The organism is Methylobacterium sp. (genome assembly GCF_028290105.1).
Classification (GTDB): domain Bacteria; phylum Pseudomonadota; class Alphaproteobacteria; order Rhizobiales; family Beijerinckiaceae; genus Methylobacterium.
Map to the genome: position 1 here is coordinate 1 of NZ_JAQGKL010000278.1, position 6,099 is coordinate 6,099.

Below are 6,099 nucleotides of genomic sequence, written 5' to 3' on the forward strand. Positions count from 1 at the left end.
TTCCCGAGCTTCCTGCCGACGATGCGGGCCCTCGGCGGCCGGATCGAGGGCTGACCCGCGATGCCGATGGTGATTGCGATCGACGGCCCCGCCGCCTCCGGCAAGGGCACCCTGGCCAAGCGCCTCGCCGCGCATTACGGCCTGCCCCACCTCGATACGGGGCTCCTCTACCGCGCCGTGGCGCTGACGGTGATCGATGCGGGCCTCAACCTCGACGACCACCAAGCCGCCGCGCGCGCCGCCGCGAGCCTGATCGCCGACCGCCTCGCCGATCCGCGCCTGCGCGAGCGGGCAATGGGCGAGGCGGCTTCGCGGATCTCGGCGGTGCCTGCGGTGCGGGCAGCACTGCTCGCCTGGCAGCAGCGCTTCGCCGGGGGCGGCAGCGGCGCCGTGCTCGACGGCCGCGACATCGGCACGGTGGTGTGCCCCAACGCGCCGGTGAAGCTCTTCATCACGGCGGCGCCCGAGGAGCGTGCCCGGCGCCGCCACCTCGAATTGCTGCGCCGCGGCGAGTCCGCGACCTTGAGCGCCATCCTGTCGGACATCGTCGCCCGCGACGCGCGCGACGCTCAGCGCTCGACGGCACCGCTCAAGGCGGCGGCCGATGCGGTCATCCTGGATACGACGGACCTCGATGCCGAGGAGGCCTTCGCGGCCGCGCGCGCCGTGGTGGACCGCGCGCGGCCGCACTGACCGGCGTCAGCGTTCCGCCCGGCGGTCGGGAATGTGTTTGCGAGAGAAAGAAGCCCCGCCGGATCCGTTCCGGCGGGGCTTTTCGTGGGCTCAGGCGCGCTGGTCGATGGCGACGTATTCGCGCTGGGCCGGGCCGATGTAGAGCTGGCGCGGGCGGCCGATCTTCTGGGACGGGTCCTCGATCATCTCGGCCCATTGCGCGATCCAGCCCGTGGTGCGGGCGAGCGCGAACAGCACCGTGAACATCGAGGTCGGGAAGCCCATCGCCTTCAGGGTGATGCCCGAATAGAAATCGATGTTCGGATAGAGCTTCTTCTCGATGAAGTAGTCGTCCTTCAGGGCGATCTGCTCGAGCTGCACGGCGACTTCGAGCAGCGGATCGTCCTTGATGCCGAGCTGGCCCAGGACCTCGTGCGTCGTCTTCTGCATGATCCGGGCGCGCGGATCGTAGTTCTTGTAGACCCGGTGGCCGAAGCCCATCAGGCGGAACGGATCGTTCTTGTCCTTGGCCTTGGCGACATATTTCGCCACGTTCTCGGGGTGCCCGATCTCTTCCAGCATCTTGAGGGCCGCCTCGTTGGCGCCGCCATGGGCGGGCCCCCAGAGACAGGCGATGCCCGCCGCGATGCAGGCAAACGGGTTGGCGCCGGACGAGCCGGCGAGCCGCACGGTCGAGGTCGAGGCGTTCTGCTCGTGATCGGCATGCAGGATGAAGATCCGGTCCAGCGCGCGGGCGAAGATCGGATTGACCTTGAATTCCTCGCACGGCACAGCGAAACACATCCGCAGGAAGTTCGAGGTGTAGTCGAGGTCGTTCTTCGGATACACGAAGGGCTGGCCGATGGAGTACTTGTAGGCCATCGCCGCCAGCGTCGGCATCTTGGCGATCATCCGCATGGAGGCGACCATGCGCTGCTTGTCGTCCGAGATGTCGGTGGAGTCGTGATAGAACGCCGAGAGGGCGCCGACGCAGGCGACCATGATCGCCATCGGATGGGCGTCACGGCGGAAGCCCTGGAAGAACCGGTTCATCTGGTCGTGCACCATGGTGTGGCGCGTGATCCGGTAGTCGAAATCGGCCTTCTGGGCCGGGGTCGGCAATTCGCCGAACAGCATCAGGTAGCAGGTCTCGAGGAAGTCGCCCTGCTCGGCGATCTGCTCGATGGGGTAGCCGCGGTAGAGGAGAACGCCCGCATCGCCGTCGATGTAGGTGATCTTCGACTCGCAGGACGCGGTCGATGTGAATCCGGGATCGAAGGTGAACTTGCCCGTCTTCGCGTAGAGCTTCCCGATGTCGATGACGTCGGGACCGATGGTGCCGGTCTTGATCGGGAGCTCGACGTGGTCGTCGCCCACGGTGATCGTGCTGGAGGCGCTCATGGAGACCTGGACCCTTTCGTGGCAGCGGGGCGGCGCCGGCCCGCATGGCGATGGATTCCACCACCCGGGGCCGGGGCGCAGGCACAGCGCATGCTGCACCTGCTCACACGAGCATGGGGGTAGCGGATCGGCGGAGCGTCATCAACCGACGCCCCGCCTCTCACCCAAACCCAAGCGAAATCCAGGCCGATTTGTCAGGCTTTCGCCGAATGTTGCACGCGGCCGCGCAGGCTGATGCAACCCTCAGGCGGCACCCTGATCGCGCAGGCGGCCGAGGCATTCCTCGCGGCCCAGAACCGCCATCACGTCGAAGACCGGCGGGGAGGTCGCGCGCCCGGTCAGCGCCGCCCGCAACGGCTGCGCGATCAGGCCGAGCTTGAGCGCGTTCGCCTCCGCGAAGTGCCGGACGGCGGCTTCCGTCGTGGCGGCGTTCCAGTCGGGCAGGGCCTCCAGGGCGGGCAGAAGGGCGGCAAGGCGCGCGCGGGCCTCGTCGCCGAGCAGGCCCTTGGCCTTCTCGTCGAGGGCGAGCGGTCGCGCCGCAGTGAGGTAATAGGCGCTGTCGAGCAGGTCCACGAGGGTCTTGGCCCGCTCCTTCAGACCCGGCATCGCGGCGGTGAGCTTTTCGCGAAGTTCCGGAGCCAGCGGCGCGGCGATGCCACGCGCCGGACCGAGGGCCGGCAGCACGTCCTCGATGGCGCGCACGAGATCTGCGTCCGCCGCGCCCCGGATGTAGAGGCCGTTCAGGTTCTCCAGCTTGGCGAAGTCGAAGCGGGCGGGCGAGCGGCCGATGGCCTTCAGGTCGAAGGCGGCGATCATCTCTTCGGTAGAGAACACCTCCTGGTCGCCGTGGCTCCAGCCGAGGCGAACGAGGTAGTTGCGAAGCGCGCTCGGCAGATAGCCGAGGTCGCGGTAGGCGTCGACGCCGAGCGCCCCGTGGCGCTTCGAGAGCTTGGCGCCGTCGGCCCCGTGGATGAGCGGGATATGCGCCATGGCGGGTGCCGCCCAGCCCAGCGCGTCGGAAATCTGGCGCTGGCGGGCGGCGTTCGTGAGGTGGTCGTCGCCCCGGATGACCTGGGTCACGCCCATGTCGTGGTCGTCCACCACCACGGCGAGCATGTAGGTCGGGTTGCCGTCGGAGCGTAGCAGCACGAGGTCGTCGAGATCCTTGTTCTGCCAGACGACGCGGCCCTGCACGCCGTCCTCCACGACGGTCTCGCCGGTGGTCGGCGCCCGCAGGCGGATCACCGGCTTGACCCCGGCCGGGGCCTCGGAGGGATCGCGGTCGCGCCAGCGCCCGTCGTAACGCAGCGGACGGCCCTCGGCGCGCGCCGCCTCCCGCATCGCGGTCAGTTCATCCGGCGTCGCGTAGCAGCGATAGGCGTTGCCGGAGGCGAGCAGGCTCATCGCCGCCTCGCGGTGGCGCTCGGCGCGGGCGTATTGGAAGATGACGTCGCCGTCCCAGTCGAGGCCAAGCCAGCGCATGCCGTCGAGGATCGCGTCGATGGCGCCCTGGGTGGAGCGCTCGCGGTCGGTATCCTCGATCCGCAGCAGCATGCGACCGCCGAAGCGGCGGGCATAGAGCCAGTTGAACAGGGCCGTGCGGGCCCCGCCGATATGCAGGTAGCCCGTGGGCGAGGGCGCGAAGCGCGTGACGACGGCTGACGACATCAATCTTGACTTGGAGTGGCTGTTGGAACGGGCGGGAGGCGGATCGACCGGCCCGAGATCGCGCGTGTAGCATGCGCGGAGCGAAGCGTTAAGAAAACGTGACATGCCGCGCCGGGTCCGCTGCGCGGTGGGGGTGGCGAGCGATGGCACAAGCGCGGGCGGGGGCGGCGAGGGGGCGGTTTTCGCGCCTCGGTGCCCTGCGTCGCCCGGCCGTGCCGCTCGTGCGCGCCTGGTTCGAGACCGGATGGGCCCGCGAGATCGAGCAGCGCCGGCTGTTTCCCTGGCTGGCCGTCGCCTTCGCGCTCGGCATCCTGGCCTTTTTCGCGGGTACGCAGGGCCCACCGCACCTCGCCGCGCCGCTGGTCGCCGCGATCGCCCTCGCCGCCCTGACGCCCCTCCTGGCCGCGCGTCCCTTCACCCTGGGGCTCGTGCTTGCCGGCATCGCCGCGTTCCTCGGGTTCGCGGCAGCGACCCTGCGGGTCCAGCGGGTGGCGGGCCCGATCCTCGCCCGGACGACGATCGCCCACCTCGTCGGAACCATCGAGGGCCTCGACGAACGCGAGGAAGGGGCGCGTCTAATCGTGCGCGTGGAGAGCTTCGGCACTTTGGCGCCCGAGGCGCGTCCGACCCGGGTGCGGGTGTCCTACCGCAAAGCGCCCGTTCTGAAGCCGGGAGACCGCATTGCCGCCACCGCGCGGCTGTTGCCGCCGCCCGAGGCCGCGCGGCCGGGCGGCTACGACTTCGCCCGGGACGCCTTCTTCAAGGGTCTCGGCGCCGTCGGATCGCTGGTGGGCAAGATCGAGGTCCGCCCCCCTTTGGCAGCGCCCTCCTGGCAGAACCGCTTGGCCGCCCAGGTCGACGCCGCCCGCAACGCGCTGACCCGGCGCATCACCGACGCCAACGGCGGACAGGCGGGCGCCGTCGCGGCGGCCCTGGTCACCGGCAAGCGCGGCCTCATCAACACCGAGACGAACGACGTGCTGCGCGCGGCGGGCATCTATCACGTCGTCTCGATCTCGGGACTGCACATGGTGCTGGCCGCCGGGGTCGTGTTCTGGCTGGTGCGCGCCGCGCTCGCACTGATCCCGCACGCGGCGCTGTCATGGCCGATCAAGAAGATCGCCGCCGCCTTCGCCATGGTCGGGGTCACCGCCTACTGCGTATTCTCGGGCTGGGACATCGCCGCCGAGCGCTCGCTGATCATGACACTGGTGATGCTGGGCGCCATCCTGGTGGACCGTCCGGCGCTGAGCATGCGCAATCTCGCGCTCGCGGCGATCATCGCGCTCGCTCGCGAGCCCGAGGGCCTCCTCGGACCGAGCTTCCAGATGTCCTTCGGGGCGGTGGCGGGGCTGATCGCCTGCGCGCCACTCATCGGCCGTCAGCCGTGGCGCCGCGAGGGCGCCGGCCGGATCGCCCGCGCCGTGGGGCTCACCGCCGCTGCGGTCATCGGAACGCTGGCGACCACGCTCGTGGCGCAGATCGCCACCGCGCCCTTCGCCACCTACCACTTCCAGACCGTGCAGCCCTTCGGCTTGATCGGGAATGCCCTGACCCTGCCCCTCGTCTCCCTCGCGGTGATGCCAGCGGCAGTGCTGGGCATCCTCGCCTATCCCTTCGCCCTCGATCAGCCGGTCTGGTGGGCGATGGGGCTGGCGGTGAAGGGTATGCTCACGATCTCGACGTGGATCGCCGGGTTCGGACACGCAACCTACGTGGTGCCCGCCTTCGGTGTCGGCGCCCTGGCGCTGCTCGCAGTCGCCCTCGTGACCCTGACGCTACCGGCGTCGTCCCTGCGCTGGCTCGGATTGGTCCCAGCCGTTCTCGGACTGGCCCTCGCGATTCGGCCCGCGCGGCCGGACATCTACATCGACCGCGAGGGCGGCGGCGCGGCAATCCGCGATCGCAGCGGCCGCCTGACCACGCTCGGGCGTCCGCCAGGCTTCGTCCTCGAACAGTGGCTGAAGGCCGATGGGGATGGACGCAAAGCGGGGCAAGTCGGACAGGCAGTGGATACCCGATGCGACCGACTCGGCTGCACCGTCGCCTTGAGCGATGGCCGGAAGGTCGCGCTCGTCACCGACAAGCGAGCCCTCGCGGAAGACTGCGCGCGGGCCGACATCCTGATCACGGGGCGCGAAGCGCCGTCGGGCTGCGCCGCCCGCCTCGTCTTCGACCGGCCCTTCCTCAAGGCCCACGGCGCGACCGTGCTTCGCATGGAAGAGGACGGACCGGTCGTCACGACCGCGCGGCGTCCCGGAGAGACCGTGGCGTGGCGGGCTGCCCCCAAGGTCGATGCGCCAACGGAGACGCCGAAATCCCCGAGCCAACCTCGCGAGGCGCAGAGCCCCATGTCGG

The 6,099-nt window shown here is 70.1% G+C and carries 4 protein-coding genes; 2 read left to right on the forward strand and 2 right to left on the reverse strand.

Going from position 1 to position 6,099, the window contains the following annotated elements; genetic code table 11:
* Positions 1–60: 60 nt before the first annotated feature.
* Complete coding sequence (gene cmk, locus JWQ05_RS19090; protein ID WP_299661959.1) at positions 61–693, forward strand: (d)CMP kinase; 633 nt, start codon at positions 61–63, stop codon at positions 691–693.
* Between the two features lie 90 nt (positions 694–783).
* Here cmk and gltA read toward each other — a convergent pair whose 3' ends face one another.
* Positions 784–2,073 carry a citrate synthase gene (gene gltA / locus JWQ05_RS19095; protein WP_299661962.1) on the reverse strand — a complete coding sequence of 430 codons (1,290 nt, stop codon included), beginning with the start codon at positions 2,071–2,073 and terminating at the stop codon, positions 784–786.
* A 243-nt stretch (positions 2,074–2,316) separates the two neighbouring features.
* The gene (gene gltX, locus JWQ05_RS19100) at positions 2,317–3,741 is read right to left on the reverse strand and encodes a glutamate--tRNA ligase (protein WP_299661965.1); all 1,425 of its coding nucleotides are present in this window, start codon (positions 3,739–3,741) and stop codon (positions 2,317–2,319) included.
* 143 nt (positions 3,742–3,884) lie between these two features.
* On the opposite strand from gltX, the gene JWQ05_RS19105 reads away from it, so the two are divergent.
* Positions 3,885–6,099, forward strand: a 2,215-nt coding sequence (locus tag JWQ05_RS19105; RefSeq protein ID WP_299661968.1) for a ComEC/Rec2 family competence protein, incomplete at its 3' end; no start/stop codon positions are given.

Coding starts and splice junctions, on each gene's coding strand:
- cmk (WP_299661959.1), top strand. CDS start 61: ATGCCGATGGTGATTGCGATCGACGGCCCCGCCGCCTCCGGCAAGGGC.
- gltA (WP_299661962.1), bottom strand. CDS start 2,073: ATGAGCGCCTCCAGCACGATCACCGTGGGCGACGACCACGTCGAGCTC.
- gltX (WP_299661965.1), bottom strand. CDS start 3,741: ATGTCGTCAGCCGTCGTCACGCGCTTCGCGCCCTCGCCCACGGGCTAC.